The sequence below is a fragment of the Winogradskyella arenosi genome (assembly GCF_003337305.1).
Classification (GTDB): domain Bacteria; phylum Bacteroidota; class Bacteroidia; order Flavobacteriales; family Flavobacteriaceae; genus Winogradskyella; species Winogradskyella arenosi.
Map to the genome: position 1 here is coordinate 969522 of NZ_QPJO01000002.1, position 15153 is coordinate 984674.

General features: G+C 33.7%; 22 protein-coding genes. 4 read left to right on the forward strand and 18 right to left on the reverse strand.

Annotation, left to right across the window (positions count from 1 at the left end; genetic code table 11):
• Nucleotides 1-6: 6 nt before the first annotated feature.
• The 15 genes from DFQ08_RS08935 to DFQ08_RS16330 all read right to left on the reverse strand — a co-directional run bounded on the left by DFQ08_RS08935 (nucleotide 7) and on the right by DFQ08_RS16330 (nucleotide 10725).
• Nucleotides 7-453, reverse strand: a complete 447-nt coding sequence (locus DFQ08_RS08935) for a PepSY-like domain-containing protein (protein ID WP_114309647.1) — start codon at nucleotides 451-453, stop codon at nucleotides 7-9.
• 74 nt (nucleotides 454-527) lie between these two features.
• Nucleotides 528-1817: a sensor histidine kinase gene (locus DFQ08_RS08940; RefSeq protein ID WP_114309648.1), complete on the reverse strand. Its 1290-nt coding sequence runs from the start codon at nucleotides 1815-1817 to the stop codon at nucleotides 528-530.
• Entirely contained in the window at nucleotides 1814-2491 is a 678-nt protein-coding gene (locus DFQ08_RS08945; RefSeq protein ID WP_114309649.1) for a response regulator transcription factor, read from the reverse strand. The genes DFQ08_RS08940 and DFQ08_RS08945 overlap by 4 nt, the downstream gene beginning before the upstream one ends.
• A gap of 108 nt (nucleotides 2492-2599) precedes the next feature.
• The gene (locus DFQ08_RS08950) at nucleotides 2600-3304 is read right to left on the reverse strand and encodes a ZIP family metal transporter (protein ID WP_245935400.1); all 705 of its coding nucleotides are present in this window, start codon (nucleotides 3302-3304) and stop codon (nucleotides 2600-2602) included.
• A 163-nt stretch (nucleotides 3305-3467) separates the two neighbouring features.
• Nucleotides 3468-4298: an alpha/beta hydrolase gene (locus DFQ08_RS08955; protein ID WP_114309651.1), complete on the reverse strand. Its 831-nt coding sequence runs from the start codon at nucleotides 4296-4298 to the stop codon at nucleotides 3468-3470.
• 227 nt (nucleotides 4299-4525) lie between these two features.
• Nucleotides 4526-5503: an alpha/beta fold hydrolase gene (locus tag DFQ08_RS08960; protein ID WP_114309652.1), complete on the reverse strand. Its 978-nt coding sequence runs from the start codon at nucleotides 5501-5503 to the stop codon at nucleotides 4526-4528.
• A 77-nt stretch (nucleotides 5504-5580) separates the two neighbouring features.
• Entirely contained in the window at nucleotides 5581-5724 is a 144-nt protein-coding gene (locus DFQ08_RS08965; RefSeq protein WP_220235580.1) for a hypothetical protein, read from the reverse strand.
• Nucleotides 5725-5973: 249 nt separating this feature from the next.
• Nucleotides 5974-6720, reverse strand: a complete 747-nt coding sequence (locus DFQ08_RS08970) for an SDR family NAD(P)-dependent oxidoreductase (protein WP_114309653.1) — start codon at nucleotides 6718-6720, stop codon at nucleotides 5974-5976.
• 63 nt (nucleotides 6721-6783) lie between these two features.
• Nucleotides 6784-7347, reverse strand: coding sequence for a TetR/AcrR family transcriptional regulator (locus tag DFQ08_RS08975; RefSeq protein ID WP_114309654.1), 564 nt, complete (start codon nucleotides 7345-7347; stop codon nucleotides 6784-6786).
• Nucleotides 7348-7488: 141 nt separating this feature from the next.
• Nucleotides 7489-8430 (reverse strand): aldo/keto reductase, encoded by a 942-nt coding sequence (locus DFQ08_RS08980; protein WP_114309655.1) that lies wholly within the window; start codon nucleotides 8428-8430, stop codon nucleotides 7489-7491.
• Between the two features lie 777 nt (nucleotides 8431-9207).
• On the reverse strand, nucleotides 9208-9387 hold the full coding sequence (locus DFQ08_RS16035; protein ID WP_147269461.1) for a hypothetical protein: 180 nt from the start codon (nucleotides 9385-9387) through the stop codon (nucleotides 9208-9210).
• A 79-nt stretch (nucleotides 9388-9466) separates the two neighbouring features.
• On the reverse strand, nucleotides 9467-9706 hold the full coding sequence (locus DFQ08_RS16165; RefSeq protein ID WP_114309656.1) for a hypothetical protein: 240 nt from the start codon (nucleotides 9704-9706) through the stop codon (nucleotides 9467-9469).
• Nucleotides 9696-9944 carry a DDE-type integrase/transposase/recombinase gene (locus DFQ08_RS16410; protein ID WP_394347176.1) on the reverse strand — a complete coding sequence of 83 codons (249 nt, stop codon included), beginning with the start codon at nucleotides 9942-9944 and terminating at the stop codon, nucleotides 9696-9698. The genes DFQ08_RS16165 and DFQ08_RS16410 overlap by 11 nt, the downstream gene beginning before the upstream one ends.
• A gap of 405 nt (nucleotides 9945-10349) precedes the next feature.
• On the reverse strand, nucleotides 10350-10475 hold the full coding sequence (locus tag DFQ08_RS16380; protein ID WP_262508877.1) for a hypothetical protein: 126 nt from the start codon (nucleotides 10473-10475) through the stop codon (nucleotides 10350-10352).
• A 40-nt stretch (nucleotides 10476-10515) separates the two neighbouring features.
• Nucleotides 10516-10725: a transposase gene (locus tag DFQ08_RS16330; protein ID WP_245935401.1), complete on the reverse strand. Its 210-nt coding sequence runs from the start codon at nucleotides 10723-10725 to the stop codon at nucleotides 10516-10518.
• Nucleotides 10726-10994: 269 nt separating this feature from the next.
• Between DFQ08_RS16330 and DFQ08_RS09000 the strand changes: the two genes are divergently transcribed.
• The 4 genes from DFQ08_RS09000 (at nucleotide 10995) to DFQ08_RS09015 (ending at nucleotide 12885) form a co-directional block, all read left to right on the forward strand.
• On the forward strand, nucleotides 10995-11555 hold the full coding sequence (locus tag DFQ08_RS09000; RefSeq protein ID WP_114309658.1) for a helix-turn-helix domain-containing protein: 561 nt from the start codon (nucleotides 10995-10997) through the stop codon (nucleotides 11553-11555).
• A 100-nt stretch (nucleotides 11556-11655) separates the two neighbouring features.
• The gene (locus DFQ08_RS09005) at nucleotides 11656-11901 is read left to right on the forward strand and encodes a hypothetical protein (RefSeq protein WP_114309659.1); all 246 of its coding nucleotides are present in this window, start codon (nucleotides 11656-11658) and stop codon (nucleotides 11899-11901) included.
• Nucleotides 11902-12335: 434 nt separating this feature from the next.
• Nucleotides 12336-12686: a cupin domain-containing protein gene (locus DFQ08_RS09010; RefSeq protein ID WP_114309660.1), complete on the forward strand. Its 351-nt coding sequence runs from the start codon at nucleotides 12336-12338 to the stop codon at nucleotides 12684-12686.
• Nucleotides 12687-12702: 16 nt separating this feature from the next.
• Complete coding sequence (locus DFQ08_RS09015) at nucleotides 12703-12885, forward strand: hypothetical protein (protein ID WP_114309661.1); 183 nt, start codon at nucleotides 12703-12705, stop codon at nucleotides 12883-12885.
• Nucleotides 12886-13058: 173 nt separating this feature from the next.
• On the opposite strand, the gene DFQ08_RS09020 is transcribed toward DFQ08_RS09015, so the two are convergent.
• From DFQ08_RS09020 to DFQ08_RS09030, 3 genes are all read right to left on the reverse strand, one after another.
• Complete coding sequence (locus DFQ08_RS09020) at nucleotides 13059-13553, reverse strand: VOC family protein (protein WP_114309662.1); 495 nt, start codon at nucleotides 13551-13553, stop codon at nucleotides 13059-13061.
• Between the two features lie 74 nt (nucleotides 13554-13627).
• Nucleotides 13628-14443, reverse strand: a complete 816-nt coding sequence (locus tag DFQ08_RS09025) for an AraC family transcriptional regulator (RefSeq protein ID WP_114309663.1) — start codon at nucleotides 14441-14443, stop codon at nucleotides 13628-13630.
• 63 nt (nucleotides 14444-14506) lie between these two features.
• Nucleotides 14507-15153 (reverse strand): IS3 family transposase (locus DFQ08_RS09030; protein WP_114309664.1); only part of this gene is annotated, 647 nt, incomplete at its 5' end.

A 15153-nucleotide genomic window follows, 5' to 3' on the forward strand; every position in this document is an offset into this window, starting at 1 on the left:
TGTTGTTTAGTCCGCTATTTTACTAATAATGCTGCCTTCAGAATCAATAACAACGTCCCAATCGGTTGTGGTAAAGGCATTAAGTTCCATTTTGTAGATCACATTGCCACGATCTGTAATGCGTTCTAAATCATCTATAGTATAACCAGTAAAATCTGTTTTTATGCGTTGACGTACGGCTTCGGGTAAGTCGGATTTAGCAAGATCTTCCTTGTGTCTCACCATTATTCCTTCGGCATTATACCACACATCATGATCTTCATTCCAATGCATTTCGAAATCGACATTGTATAAATTCCCATCCATTTCCCATTCTAAATCTGTAGCCTTAGGAAATTGTTTATGAAATGCATTCACGATAACAGATGGAACTTGACTTTGAGGAATGTCTTGCGCATTTAACGCAGTAACTAAAGTTAGTGTAGTTGCAAAAATTGAAATTTGTTTTTTCATCTTGTAAAATTTTTAGATTTATAATTTATTACGAGACAAAAGAACAACCTGAATTTGGAAAGACTTGGGAAGACTTAAGCTGTTAGCGGGAATGTTATCTTAAAACTGTGCCTATTGTTATTATACTGATATGAAATTTTAAAGCCGTAGAGGTCTGAAATTGCTTTTACAATAGCGAGGCCTAAACCTGTACCTTTAGTATTGTGATTGGGTTTGTAGAATCGATTAAAAATAAGCTTGCCATCGAGTTTTTCAGTATTACTGGTATTGCTAATGGTTAGGCTGTTTTTCGCGATATCTATGGCAATAGTACCGCCGTCATAATTATGAAAAATAGCATTTTTAAATAAGTTTGAAACAATGACGTTGGCCAGAGCAGGATCCATTTTAACCCCAAGGTCATCATGCTCAGTATAACGGAATGAAACCTCTTTAAAGTTGGCGATGTCTTGGTAATCTTGGATGCTGTTATTGACAGTTTTGTTTAGAGAAATGGTTTTATGCTCTAAAAATTGTTTGTTTTCTATTTTGGTTAAAAGCAATAACGATTTATTTAAGCGTACTAAACGCTCAATAATGGCCATGACTTCAGCAATGTTTTCAGCTTGTGTCTGCTGCAGGTTCCCATCTTCCAAGAGTAACTCTAATTTGTTGGTGACAATGGCCAAAGGGGTTTGTAATTCGTGTGAAGCATTACCAATAAACTTTTTTTGTTGCTCATAGGTGGCAACCGTGTGTTGTAATAAGGTATTAACCGCATTCTGAAGATCAGTGAATTCCTTGGTATTGGTCTGTACTTGAGGCAAATTTTTAGTTTTTCCTAAGCGGTAGTCTTTTAACTGATGTAATAAATTGTAGAAAGGCGTCCACAATTTCTTTAAGACAAGGTTGTTAATGAAAATGATGGCGACAATTAGGCAGATGTATAACCAGATAATATCGTAGAGTAATTCTTGCATTAAATCGTCCTCTTCTACCATAGAATTAGCCACTTTTAGTTTATAATAAGCGTTATCTAATTCAAATGCGGTAATGAGCATTCTTACAGGTTCAGCTTCAGGGGCATCATCATCAGCATCTTGCATATTTAAAAAGGTATCGAGATATAAATCTTTAATACTCAAGGCTTGGTTTTTATCGATTTGCTCAATGGTAAAGAAACTTTCGTCAAAGTAGTTTTTGGTCAGTATGGTGTGGTCTTGCTGGGCATTTTTAATGATAACACGTTTATGATTTTCTAGCCCTTCATCTATACTGCTTTTAATTTCGCTTAGCATATTAAAGTAAAATACAGTCGCCCATAACGTTACAATAGCTAGGATTGAAACGGATAAATAGGTCATCGATTGGTTAAGAAGTTTCATATCACAACAAGTTTATAACCTACGCCGTAAACCGATTCAATTTCTATCTCAGCCTTAGACGGTTGTAATTTTTTCCGTAGATTTTTAATCTGATAATAAACAAAATCAAAGTTGTCAGCGCCGTCAGAATGGTCGCCCCAAACGTGTTCGGCTAAGGCCGATTTGGTTACGAGTCGGTTTTTGTTCAGTAAAAAATAATTCAATATATCAAACTCTTTTCGGTTTAAAGGAACGGCCTTATTTTGAACCATAAAGCTACGTTCGGTGATGTCTAATACAACGTTAGCGACCTTAATGGTATTTTTACCCTCCATTTTCTGTCTTCTTAATACGGCTTTTACGCGAGCATTGAGTTCGGCTAAATGAAAAGGTTTTGAAAGGTAATCGTCAGCACCAAGTTCTAAGCCTTTAAGCTTATCATCTAAAGCATCTTTGGCCGAGATGATAATGACATTTTCATTCTTTTCCTTTTTTTTAAGTTCAACTAAAATATCAAAACCATTGCCATAGGGCAGCATAATATCGAGCAGAATACAGTCGTACTCATAAATAAAAATCTTATCGATGGCACTGGGGTAGTCGGTAGCTGTTTCTACTATAAACTTCTCTTTTTCAAGAGATTCTTTTATGTTCTTGAGCAATTGAGGCTCGTCTTCTATTACTAAAATTTTCACAGTATAAATTTACTTTAAAAACTTGGAAAGAAATGGGAATGCTTTTGGTTTAACGTTAATGCTCTTAGCTTTCTTGGACGTATCTACCCATTATGTAAAGTTTCAAACTTAAATAAGCTTTTCGCCAATAACACCAACCAAAAAACCAATAATAGCGCCTAAGGACGTTAAATATTTCTTGTCTAATTTGCTTTCAGGGATAATGTCCTGAATCAATAAATATAAGATACCACCACTGGCAAAGGTCATCAGGTGGGCCGTTAAATTAGGGTAATCACTTAAAAGGAAATGCCCAATGAGTGCCCCTGCAATACCGAAAAAACTAAGACAGAAAAAGATGACCAGCGTTTTTTTAACGGCGAATCCGCTTTGTACTAAATCTCTAAAGGAATTAAAAGCTTCAGGTAGATTTTGTAAGCCAATAAATAGGGCGAGCAAGGTAGCCATTTTAGGCTCTATGGCAAATACAGCACCAAGGGCAATAGATTCTGGAATAAAATCCATAAGCATCGCTAAAAGTGTTGCCGTCTGGTTGCCTTTTTTAGAAAGATATTGGTCGATCACTAAAAACAACAAGGCTCCAAAAAGGAAGGAAAGCGTAAAGGGAAGGAGCTCTAATTTTTCAAGACCTTTAGGGATGAGGACTAACGCCAAAGCCGATAAAATAATACCAGCGCCAAAAGACATCATGGTATGGGTAATTTCATACTTAACCGGACTTTCTTTAATATGATGATTAAAATAATTGGCTAAAAGTCCGCCGATAAAAACAGTAATGCCGGCAAAACCTGAATATAGAATAAGTTCTTTCATTATAAGCGTCTTGGGATCTTAATTCACAACTGAAATATAGGTCTTATTTACAGTGCGATTATACCTTAAAATTAGCAAATAAATACGGAATATAAAATGTCTAAAAAACCGAGAACATCATGTTTTAGGATGAATCTTTCTTAAACACGTTTCAGATGAAGGTTTACTCTTTATCTGTGTTAAAAAATTTCTCAAATGCGTTATAAACGGCGATATGTAAGGCATCGCCATGGGTTTTATCTTCTAGAAACTCATAGTACAATTGGGTCTGTGCACCTTTGTTTTCCGCTAATTTTTGATAAAGAGCTTTTGTGGTTTTTTCCATAATCTCGCCTTCTTTTCCACCAGCGATATAAATGGATTTTTCGTCGTTATAAGATGTAGGAATTTCAGAAAGTAGATTTTGATCGTCCCACCATAAACTTGGGCTTACAATGATGTATAGATCAAAAAGCTCTGGTGATTTAAATAGAATTTCTGTGGCTAAAAGCCCGCCTAAAGATTGTCCTATAAGGGTTTTAACGGTTGTGGTTCTGTATTTTTTTTCTATAAAAGGTTGAAGTTCTTGCTGAATGAACGTTATAAACTGTTCGGATTTTCCGGAAGTTGGGAATTCTTTTTGATCTAATTTATTTTGAGACGGATAGGTGAAATCTCTTTTTCTGTCAACGTTTGCGATTCCAACAACAATAGATTCTGGAAGTATATTGATCCAAGAAAAACTAGCAAATTGAACAATGCCTGAGATATGTATAAAATCCTCTGTTTTAGAACCGTCAAGTAAATAAATAACGGGATAAGTTTTAGCTTTATCTTCAGTATAACTTGACGGTAAATAAATATTTAAAACACGATCCTCGTTTAGGATTTCTGATTTAATTTGAAGGGTTTTACCAATGGAAAATTCAGTTTCTTCAACAAGTTTGGGAAGGTTTTGTCCAAACGACAGTTGGGTAATCCATAATAATATACCAAGTAAGTAGTTAATTTTCATTTTAAATAGGGTTTAAGGACTGTATAACTATCGCCTAATGATTCGTTGTTGGAACTAATGTAGTAAACACATAGAAATTTGTGAGGATTCCAAAGCTATTTTCAAAATAATAGGAGGTTTTAGTTCTTAATACTGTATTGTTCTGAAACAAAAAAACGTTAGTCATCGCACATCGTTTTATATGCTAGGGTTAACGTTTTTTAGGTTTACAATAGTGCTGTTTAAGCTTATTCTATTTCGTGTTTCGCTAAGAAATCTAATATCAGTTTTGCAATCTCTCTCGTCTTTTCTTCAACCGCAAAATGTCCTGCATCAAGCAAGTGTAATTCAGCATTGGGGAGATCTCTCAAATAAGCTTTGGCACCTTTATAGTTGAATTTCACATCTTTTTTTCCCCAAGCAATCAAGGTTTTTGGTTGTTGTATTTTCAGCATGTTTTGCCACTTCGGGTAACGTATTAAATTGGTATTGTAATCTTGAAATAGTTGCACTTGAATTTCTCTATCCTTTTTAGTACTTAGAAACGCCAGGTCGTGGGTCCAAGCATCCGGATTTTGACTATTTCTGCTTGAGGGGTCTATGTCAAATAAATATTGCTTGTTTATAATAGCATCTTCACTCGTTAAATTATACAGAAAATCATGCTTTGCTTGCGTTGTATCTGTTTGTGCTGTTCTAAAAAACTCTTGACGTTGGGGTGTTAAGCCGTCTAAATAAGCATTTGCATTTTGAACAATTAGAGCTTTTATGCGCTGTGGATTTTTCATCATTAAACGATAGCCAATAGGAGCACCAAAATCTTGCATATACATCACGTAGTTTTTGATATGTAGGGTGTCTAAGAGCTTTTCGGTGTAATCGGCTAGCAAATTGAAGGTATGTTTGGTCGTCTCAGGATCTAAATGCGTACTGTAACCCGAGCCTAAATTATCTGGAGCAATAACGTGGTACTGTGAAGCCAACATAGGAATGAGGTTTCTGTACGAGTGTGATGAGGATGGATAACCGTGAAGCAACACGATGGTCGGTTTATGTTTAGGTCCTGCTTCTCTGTAAAACAGCTTAACTGAATCAATTTCGACATAATTATAAGTTGTTGGTATTGGTAGAATATTGGTCTGTGTAGTACTGTTGTTTTCAGTTTTAGGATTCTGGCAAGCCCAAAGCGTTAAAACGATAAAGGGAATTAGGATCAACGGTTTCATAAGGTTGTTTAAGGGTTAAGGGAATGATTACTTTTAGTTTAGACGGTTTTCTGCGTTGAGTTTTCTCATAAAGCTTCTTATTTTTTTTGAATTATAGCATCGCCCTCTTCTTCTAAAGCAATATATGCGGTATTATAAATATTGTAATCGAGATGTATAACGTCTTTTTTAAAGGCTTCAGCGCCACTTTCAGGAAAAAACGTATCATTTTTACCCCACACAATTAATAGAGGAGGCTGAAGTGTTCTTAAATATTTTTGCCGTTTTAGATAGCGTTTTACGTTGTTTTGTTTATGTAACGGCCTGCACTGTTATGCTCATTAGCTTTACAAGCTAATAGGACCAAGGCAATAATTAAGGGAAATAGGGATTATTTCATGAGTTGTGGCTCCGTTTTATGCTTTTAGAAGCATGTTTAAAAAAAAAGCCATAACCGCAGTCATGGTCATGGCTTATGTTGTAGGTTATTTTTAGTTTCTTCCGGCCATAACACCACCGTCAGTATCCCAAATAACTCCCGTGACCCAAGCGGCCTTATCGGAAAGTAAGAACACAATACTATTGGCTATGTCTTGCGACTCCCCAAAACGCCCAATAGGATGAAAAGCATTGAACCCCACTAAAGCCTCTTGTGCAGCCATTTCACCACCAAAAACGCCGTGGTAAACTGGTGTATTCACTAAAGCTGGTGATACAGCGTTGACTCTGATATTGTCGTCTGCTAATTCCATAGCCAGGTGTTGCGTTAAAGAATGTAAACCTGCTTTTTGCATAGAATAGGCTGAAGAAGGCGTTGCTTTTACGGCTTGTTTTGCCCACATGGATCCCACGTTTACAATAGATCCACCATTGTTGGCTTTCATCTTTTTAGCAGCACTTTGCGTAAGGAAAAAGAAGCCCCGATTGAGGTCTAAATAGGAATTATAATCTTCCATAGTGTGGTCTAAAAAAGGTTTAGGACCAAAAATCCCAGAAGCATTAACCAAATAATCTAAATGATCAAAGGCATCTATTTTAGCGATTAAGGCCTCAACATCATTGGTGTTTGATATGTCTGCGCTGTGCTTTATTAGGTTTGGAGCCTCTTCAATTTTGGCTGTATTTCTACCTACAACGTGAACGGTAGCACCACCTTGGAGTAGGGTTTGGGCAGTTGCTTTACCAATACCACTTGTTCCGCCAATAATTAAGGCTGTTTTGTTTTCAAATTCTTTCATAGCAATTTTTATTTAATAATTAATTATAGACAGACAAGTCGGTCTATGTTTGGGTAAATTTTTTTAGTGGATTATTTTTTGACATAAATTTTTAGACTCTACAATAGGCCAATCGTCTTGGTGAAGGTGACTTTCGCCAACAGCACTTTCATAGAGGAGGTAAATTTGTCGGGCTAGAGAGGGGATTTGTTCCGCCTTAATATCTTCAAGGTTATTTTCAATAAGTTGCGCAATAAGGGTAATAAAACCGTTTTTTTGAGATTGAATTTCATTGCGAATGCGTTCATTATTTTTAGGTATTTCTGAAACTGTTTTAATACACCAGCACCCGTTAAAATCTTTATCTTGATAAAACAATTGTAAGAAATCGAACATCGCTAAAATCTGTTCTTTCCCTTTAGGCTTTGAGCTTGTAAAGGCTTCAAAATTTTTTAGAAAGCTGTTATTTTTATGCTGAAGGTAGGCGAGACAGATGTCTTCTTTAGATTTAAAATGATTGTATAGGGTAGCTTTAGCAATTCCTGCTTCAGCAATAATTTGATTAATACCTGTAGAATTATACCCATTTTTATAAAATAAAAAAGAGGCCGTTTCGGTAATTCTATGTTTTACTTCGGCATGTCTCATGGAACAAATATAGACAATATTTTAAAAAATAGACAGATCTGTCTATCTTTTTGTTTTTTCAAATGAAATTAAACTTCTATCACATGTTTTTAATCTATAGAAATTAGAGGTTTAGATGTTGCTACTTTATCTGATTAAAGCTTACCATGGTAAATTAAGAGGTTTTACTTCCGTGTGGTAAAATTGTTCTAATTCGTTAATAGTGTTTTTAGATAAGGGATAATTTACACTTTCAACATTAGTTTTTAACTGATTACAATTAGCATTACCGGGAATTACTGTGGAAACGGCATCGTAACTTAGGCAGAATGAAAGTGCTTTTTGAGCGAGATGAGTGTCTTCACCTATGATGGTTTTAATTTTTTCTATGAGCTGTGCGCGGGTTTCTATATCTTTTTTAGACCAACGGCTTCTAATACCCTTAAAGTTAGAGTTCTTGTTATATTTTCCGGATAACCATCCTGAATCTAGCGGGATTTTAGCAATGATCGCGACATCTTTTTCTTTTGCCAAATCAAACCCTCTAGCCGTGTCTTGATGTAAAATATTAAAAAAGGCTTCAATAACCTTAGCATTAGTGGTGCTTATAAGTAGTTTCATATCCTTGTAGGTGTCTACGGAAGCGCCATAAGCTTTAATTTTTCCTTCTTCAATTAAAGTTTCTAAGAGTCCATAGTGGTCGTTTTTATAACCATCTAGGTAGGAAGACGGTGGATTATGGATAATGAGTGAATCAACATAATCGACTTGTAGACGTTTAAGACTTCCTTCTAAAGATTCACGGATGTAACTGGCCTTGTAATTGGTGATACCTTTATGTGTATGCCCAAATTTTGTGTTTATAACAACCTTAGAGCGGTCGATGATTTTTAGAGCTTTTCCTAGCCGTTCTTCTCCTGAACCATGTCCATAATTTGGGGCTGTATCAAAAAAATTAACCCCATAATCAATGGCTGTTTCTACCAAATGTATCGCGTCTTTTTCGGACATACTTTTCCATCCTGAATTTTGGCCCAGCTGCCATGCACCAAGGCCAATTTCAGAAACTTTAGCAGTGTCTTTTATATAAGAATTGTATTTCATAAGGGTGAATTATAGACTGGTTAGAGTTGTTTTATAGGTTGATTAACAATAAGTTAAGTAACCTATAAAATGAAATGTGTTGTTCGGTTTTTATGTGATTAATGGACAAATAATACGGAAATTGCACCAATGAGTACAGCTATTAATACCATAATAATAACAAATTGCCATCTTTTTTTATCGGTCATGATTCAATATATTTAGTCGTTATTTTAAATGATTTTTAATACTCTAAATTATAAAATTGATTTTATTTTTTCAACTACGACCTTAGCATAATTTCTTAACTGCAGTGTGCTTGGGTTAGGGGTAGAGTTAAGTCTCAGTAAAGGTATGATGTAGAAACTAGGGGTTTAAGTTAAGGATCTTAGTGCGGCGTTCCTGAAATTTTTCATCGAGATCTGAAGTGAAGGCTCTAATGAATTTATAGACTTTTGTGTTGGTTTGACATTCGGGTTCTATATAGGGCTGAAAGCGATGTAAGGCTATAATTTGAGCAATAAATTTTAAAACCTTTTCATTGGGATGCCTGAGTAGGGTATTTATGAGTTTGAAATCAATGGATTTTATTGGTCTAAACTGATTATTATTTGAGTCTGAAAATAGTTCTTTGTATAAGGTGAATCTAATTCATTTTATTCAAGGAGCTTTTTTTTGGATTATGCTTGTCGGCTATATTCTAGACGTTCTCATTCATCTCTAATTAGATATTTTTTAATAAACGTGGTTGTAAGAGTGGGAGATGTTGTTTGTTTTAGCCCATTGAATTGGTAAATTTTACTTCTGAAGAGTTTGCTTGTGTCTTAGTGTAAAATAGTGCTCTGCAATTTTATTGCGATTATGTTCAGAAATAGGAGGGACCTGATAACGTTGCGATTTAAGATGCAAGGTGCTGTCCGGACGTTTAACAATTTGGTACGTTGTTGGACCTCCAAGAATTGTGGTAGTTAGGGGCATCTTATCTTGAGTGTATCTCCCCTCAAAGATTTGAGATGGGGTTTCTGCTAATTGAACAACAACGGATGTATGCTTTTTGCTAAGGGCCCAAACAAGGGTATTGGTCTATACGGTTTAAATCGTTACTTAATTTTATGAAATTCTGAATAACCGTGGGCTCCGATATGTCTTTCTTCATCTCATTTATCAGGGCATTCTCTTTTACATCTTGTACGTATATAGCATTAAAACAGGCTATAACACATAGGGTAAAAAGGAAGGTAATTTTACGTTTTTGTACAGTGGTAAGGGGAGAATGCGTTTTAAATTTATGGTTCATTTTTTGAATCTTTGAATTGATTGCTATAATACTGTATTCCTCTGTCTGAATGATGAATAAGCTGTTCAATGTTTTTAGCTTGATAAATGGGCTTATTTAGGGCTCTCACACATCTTCTAAGTTCTAAGCTGTCCTTAATATCACAACCCACTATTTTTCTTGAATCCATATCTGTTATTAAAGCCAAATAACAAAACCCTTTTACGGTTCTCATGTATGTGATATCAGATACCCTAATTTATTTAGTTTTAGAAACTTCTAAGTCTATTATGATGTTATTATACTTATAAAAGCGATGATATGAGTTGGTAGTTCTGGCACTAGTTTTCTTTCTAAGTGTTAGCATATTATGTTTTCTAAGGACATTAAATAGGGTATCTCTACCCACTTTAATGTTGGTTTTAGTAAACTCATAATCTAATGATTTTATGAGTTTACGTACGTCTTCTCTAGGAAGGGATTTACGTTTTTTACTGACTATGTTTATAATCTTTTGTTCTAGTTTTAAACGTTTATCAGCTCTGGATTTGTATTTATAATACGCATCACGTTTAAGTCCAAAACAACTTGCTATAGTAGATAAAGAAGCAAACCCCTTAGCTTTATTCCTAGTTTTAATAAAAGCTAGATATTAAGTTTTTTTTTAAAGTTGCTGAACATTTTTATATCCTAATTTTTCTGCAGCAACCTCAAGATAAGATTCCTCTACCATTGCATCCAGATCCTTTTTAAGCAGTAGCTTTTTAAGTTTTTCATTCTCTTTTTGCAATGCTTTGATTCTAGATATTTAGCTTCCCTGAACCACTTCGTTAGGTTTCGTCTTTAGTTTCCACTTTTACTCTGGTGTTCATTAAATCTTTACGATAATACTTTTTAATCCACTCATTAACAGTTGTAGGTGCGATAGAGTAGAGTTTACAAAGTTCGCTCTTTGTATGTTTTCCAATGCTAAGTTCGTCTAAAATTTTTAATTTAAAAGGTTCACTGTAACGTCTAATTACTTTGTCATTTTTGTACATAATGTTTAAAATTATGTAGCCTTTATTCAGGACGGGTCAAAATTATGCCCAACGTGTTTGTAAATGTTTGTTGCGTGGTTAAGCAACTAAGTTAACAAATAAATACTGAATAGAAAAACCTCGAAGATTTTCGTAAGTAGGCTAGAACGAAGCAATAAATTATATACAGTGTTACCCAACGTTTTTTATTTCAGTCAACTTTCCATACATGATGACTTATATAGTTTATCTTTAATTAAATAAGAATGCTTTTTAAATCGTAAATATTAATGAAACTCTATATAAAATATATGGTAAGCTTAAGATGTAAGCTTTTTGTCAAATATGAGTTAGAGAAACTGGGCTTACATTATACAAGTGTTGAGCTTGGAATGATAGAAATAAAAGAAGATATTTCTGAACTTCAAAAACAAGAATTAAAATCAAATTTAGCTATATCAGGGTTAGAGTTAATGGATGATAAACGAAGTATTCTTATAGATAAAATAAAAAACGTGATTATAGAAATGATTCATTATTCCGATGAAGTTCCAAAAGTTAATTATTCAGATTATATAGCACAAAAATTGAATTATGATTACACGTATCTATCAAACTTGTTTTCTGAAGTAAAAGGAATTACGATTCAGCATTTTATTATTAAGCACAAAATAGAAAGGGCAAAAGAATTGATTCTTTATGATGAACTTAATCTCACTGAAATTGCCTATAAATTAAATTACAGTAGTGTAGCTCATTTGTCTCACCAATTCAAAAAAGTTACTGGACACACACCTTCATTTTATAAAAAAATAGGAAAAAAAAGAAAGAGCAATTTAGAAAACCTGTGACATGTGTAAACATATATGTCTGTTATGTAACACATTTCGAGGTATTAGTTCTCATCTTTGTGATAGTAGTACAATTAAGCACTACTTTAAATACATAATTATGGAAACCAAGAACAAAGAAGGTGAGAAAAAGACAAGTGAGCTATTTAAATTTAGTGGTGATTGGGACAAACAATCAAAAGCATTGAAAGTAAAATATCCAAAATTATCTTCTGAAGATGTAAAATTTGAAAGTGGTAAAGAATTAGATTTAATCAAGAGATTAGAAAACAAGTTACATAAGGACAGAAATGAAGTTGTAGGTATCTTGAAATCAAATTTTAAAAGCGTTGCAAGTGCAATCTAAAATATAAGTTGAGTCTACTCATTAAGAACAGTTTTTAAATAAACTGTTTTTTTTATTTGCAAACTTTAAATCAGTGATTTATGTAACTATCGCAAAAAAGTGTATAACTAATTATATTAACTCTTAGTTATCTTTGTAAGGCTATTAATCAGTTAGGGAAGTCCAGATGATTTATTTATCTGGAATTAGAAAAGCAGACTTTTAAGTCTGCTTTCTTGTTTTGGTTAAACAAATGATGCATAAAACTGTCTTTGTCAATTAAATAAACTATTACTTGTTATTATTTAATATTTAAAAATTATAATCATGTCAAAAGAAAAAAGCGGTAAAGCTAAAAACAGCAAAACAGCACCAACTAGGACAGCTAAAGAAAAGAAACAAGCTAAAGCAGAAAAGAGACGAATCAAAAATAACGAGTAAATAGAATTTGTGTTATGAAGAATTATGAATTTGAAAACCTTAAGGCATTCAATATTAGAGATAAGCTGAAATATGTTTCAAATACTATAATTGTTAAACACATTTTAAATGAAAAAACAGGCAATATAATGGCTTTAGCGTTGGACTATGGTAAAGTGTATAAGCCCAAACTAACACCTTTTTCAACTTTTGTGAATGTCATTGAAGGAAAAGCAGAAATTGTAGTAGACAACATATCTACATATTTACAAAAGAATGAATCTATTATTATTCCTGGTCATGTTTTATATACAATAGAAGCAAATGAAAGATTTAAGATGCTTTCAATCATTTTAAAAAGTGGCTATGATGATTTAGAGCCATAGAGCAAAATCAAAAAAGATGAGTAATTTATTTAAATCAGGTGATATAGTGTGTGCAAAAGTTAATCCTACAAAATCTCTAAAAGTTAGAATTTTTGCTAGAAAAGTATACTATTGTGATGTGTATAATCAACCAGAAGAAAAAGAAGAAGTTTATTTTGAAAGAGAAATTGAATTTTATAAAAATAAAAACTTGATATAGTTGAATTCCTAACGCTCTTTTGGTAATGTTTTACAACGGTTATTATAAGAGCAGTAGCGGATTAAAAGGCATCTATTTTCGGTAAGTAATATACTTAATTAAAAGCAAAAACGATTCGAGTTTGCACCCGCACCGCTATTGCTTTTATACATTGTTGTGCGTTCGCTCTTTTTTTAATTTGGCGAATGAAGTCCGATTTTGTTTCCTTCCGAGTCGTGGAAAATTGCAAAAAATCCAATTTCATCAGCGTGAGGTGTTTTAGGGATAATTATTTTTCCACCATTTCCTTCTACTTTATCAAGAATTGTTTGCAAGTTATCTCCGCCATTCAGATATATTGTAACTCCGCTGGCAGAAGGTTCGTAACCTTCACCTTTCATAATTACTCCTGTTACCATTTGGTCTTGGTAGGGAAATAAGCCCATTTCCATTCCTGGGAATTCCATTTTTTCAATTTCGACACCTAAAATTTCTCTATAAAAGTTTATCGCTCTTGAAATGTCTGTTGCTGGAATCTCAAATATTGATATAAAACTGTTCATATTTTTATCATTTTTGATTGTTGTTTCTGTGGTAGGGTTTGAATTGGTGGCAGAAGTTCCTTTGTTTTTGCAGGAAGTAATGCCTAAGGTTAAAGCCAAAATTGTAATAAATATTTTTCCTTTCATTTTATGTTCTTTGTTGACGGAACAAAAATAGCGGTAGAAAGTCGTTTGAAATTGTAAAAATGCGACACGCTGAATTATTTATAAAAAAGAGCAGAAAGGGTTAAGTTTTCGTTAATAAGAAACTCTTTTGGGTTTATTCCTGTAAATTCTCTAAAATCTTTTATAAAGTGGGCTTGGTCAAAATATTCATTTTCATACGCAATATTGGTCAGGTTTTCCGACTTTTGGTTGAGTATCATTTTTAAAGCTGTCTGTAATCGAATTACTTTTCCTAATTGCTTTGGACTTACTCCAATTTGCTTTTTGAAGTTTCTTTCAAGTTGTCTTCGCTTTGATAAATCGTCTTTCAGAATCGAGTTTATTGAGGCACTTCCGTTTGTGAATAAAAGGGAATCAACGGTGTTTTTTACAATTATATTAATCGTCTTTTCATCATTTAACCTATCCAAAAGAAATTTTTCGATAATACTTATTCGTTGTTCCGTATTCTCCGACTTGATTATCTTTTGCTCCAAATCATCTGCGTTTTCTGTTCTAAAAAGCTGAACTATTGGTGTTTCCTTATTTGCCAAATTGCTGATTGGTTCAGAAACAAAGTTTGCAAACCCATAAGGATAAAATCGGACAGCAAATGTTTTGACAAGCCCTGTTGGCTCAATATAGAAAGGTTCAATTGTTTGTCCGAGCACCATTGCACGTGGTTGAAGTATAAATTCATTTTCGGAGGTGTAACGTTTTATGTCATTTCCAAGAATAAATGCCATTTCAATACAGCCATCAGGTACAATTCGTTGTTTTTGCGGTTCGGACTGTTTAGGAACTTCCAAAGTCCAATAGCAATCTACAAGTGGTTTTAGGTCAGAATGTGGTTTGTATGTTTGGTAGTTCATTATTGTCCAGAAGTTTTTTCAGAGTGTCTAGTCCTGAAATATGGCTACAGGTTAAAATTGAATTTAGGCTGATAATTTATATACCATATTCGGTGTTTTATAGTCTAAAGATAAATGTAATCTTATTTCGTTGTATAAATTAATTGCATTTTTTGCAGCTCTTTTAGCGTGTGCGACGTTATCAAAGGTTTGGTCGAGATAAAACTCATCTTTTAATATGCCGTTTACATGCTCAGCCATGGCATTTTCGTAACAATGATTCTCCTCGGTCATACTAATATCTATCTTTTTTCTTTTTAATATTTGCGTGTAGACATTGCTACAATACTGTATGCCTCTATCGGAGTGATGTACGAGCTCCTTAGTGTTTTTAGCTTGATATATAGCTTTATTTAAAGCTCTTACACATCCTTTTAATTCCAAGCTGTCACTTAGGTCATAGCCGACAATTTTCCTGGAATACATATCCGTTATTAAAGCGAGATAACAAAACCCTTTTACAGTTCTTATGTATGTAATATCAGATACCCAAACTTGATTAGATCGTGTTATTTCAAGGTCTTTAATAATGTTGTTATACTTATAAAAGCGATGATATGAGTTGGTAGTTCTGGCACTAGTTTTCTTTCTAAGTGTTAGCATATTATGTTTTCTAAGGACATTAAATAGGGTATCTCTACCCACTTTAATGTTGGTTTTAGTAAACTCAT

Bases quoted from the DNA above. Each gene is read 5' to 3' on its own strand.
- DFQ08_RS08935 (WP_114309647.1), bottom strand. From the start codon at position 453: ATGAAAAAACAAATTTCAATTTTTGCAACTACACTAACTTTAGTTACT.
- DFQ08_RS08940 (WP_114309648.1), bottom strand. From the start codon at position 1,817: ATGAAACTTCTTAACCAATCGATGACCTATTTATCCGTTTCAATCCTA.
- DFQ08_RS08950 (WP_245935400.1), bottom strand. From the start codon at position 3,304: ATGAAAGAACTTATTCTATATTCAGGTTTTGCCGGCATTACTGTTTTT.
- DFQ08_RS08955 (WP_114309651.1), bottom strand. From the start codon at position 4,298: ATGAAAATTAACTACTTACTTGGTATATTATTATGGATTACCCAACTG.
- DFQ08_RS08960 (WP_114309652.1), bottom strand. From the start codon at position 5,503: ATGAAACCGTTGATCCTAATTCCCTTTATCGTTTTAACGCTTTGGGCT.
- DFQ08_RS08970 (WP_114309653.1), bottom strand. From the start codon at position 6,720: ATGAAAGAATTTGAAAACAAAACAGCCTTAATTATTGGCGGAACAAGT.
- DFQ08_RS08975 (WP_114309654.1), bottom strand. From the start codon at position 7,347: ATGAGACATGCCGAAGTAAAACATAGAATTACCGAAACGGCCTCTTTT.
- DFQ08_RS08980 (WP_114309655.1), bottom strand. From the start codon at position 8,430: ATGAAATACAATTCTTATATAAAAGACACTGCTAAAGTTTCTGAAATT.
- DFQ08_RS16035 (WP_147269461.1), bottom strand. From the start codon at position 9,387: ATGCCCCTAACTACCACAATTCTTGGAGGTCCAACAACGTACCAAATT.
- DFQ08_RS16165 (WP_114309656.1), bottom strand. From the start codon at position 9,706: ATGAACCATAAATTTAAAACGCATTCTCCCCTTACCACTGTACAAAAA.
- DFQ08_RS16330 (WP_245935401.1), bottom strand. From the start codon at position 10,725: ATGTACAAAAATGACAAAGTAATTAGACGTTACAGTGAACCTTTTAAA.
- DFQ08_RS09000 (WP_114309658.1), top strand. From the start codon at position 10,995: ATGAAACTCTATATAAAATATATGGTAAGCTTAAGATGTAAGCTTTTT.
- DFQ08_RS09005 (WP_114309659.1), top strand. From the start codon at position 11,656: ATGGAAACCAAGAACAAAGAAGGTGAGAAAAAGACAAGTGAGCTATTT.
- DFQ08_RS09010 (WP_114309660.1), top strand. From the start codon at position 12,336: ATGAAGAATTATGAATTTGAAAACCTTAAGGCATTCAATATTAGAGAT.
- DFQ08_RS09015 (WP_114309661.1), top strand. From the start codon at position 12,703: ATGAGTAATTTATTTAAATCAGGTGATATAGTGTGTGCAAAAGTTAAT.
- DFQ08_RS09020 (WP_114309662.1), bottom strand. From the start codon at position 13,553: ATGAAAGGAAAAATATTTATTACAATTTTGGCTTTAACCTTAGGCATT.
- DFQ08_RS09025 (WP_114309663.1), bottom strand. From the start codon at position 14,443: ATGAACTACCAAACATACAAACCACATTCTGACCTAAAACCACTTGTA.